The organism is Gilvimarinus sp. 1_MG-2023 (genome assembly GCF_030548285.1).
The window spans coordinates 1-333 of record NZ_JAUOSC010000521.1 but is presented as its reverse complement, the minus strand read 5'-3'; the positions used below and the strand labels follow the sequence as shown (position 1 = coordinate 333).

General features: G+C 50.8%; 1 protein-coding gene. It reads right to left on the bottom strand.

The window, feature by feature from the left end; genetic code table 11:
• Positions 1-271: 2Fe-2S iron-sulfur cluster-binding protein (locus tag Q4563_RS17905; protein ID WP_303605461.1), on the bottom strand; the 271-nt coding region annotated here is incomplete at its 3' end.
• Between the last annotated feature and the right edge of the window lie 62 nt (positions 272-333).

The following is a 333-nucleotide window of genomic DNA, read 5'->3' as shown; positions in this document are numbered from 1 at the left end:
CCACCGGGCCAGGATCGAGCAGTTCTATTGAACCTTTGATTCGGGTTTTGCAAGACAAAAAGTGCCCGCTCTCCACCAGCTCGGCAGCCAGGTTGCCGGTTTTCAAACTTTCCTGTTCAGCATCAAATCCGCTTGCCCGAACAAGGCAAGCATTACAGACTCCTGCCCGGCAAGCGTGTTCCAGTTCAACACCTTGGCGCAGCAAACCTGACAGAACGGTTTCATCCTGCTTTACGTAAAAAGTACGTCCCTGATAACGGACTTTTGGCATGGTGTACTCTTGTTTCCTGTCTGGCAGGCATCTGGTGAACAATTCCGGGAGAAATACAATAC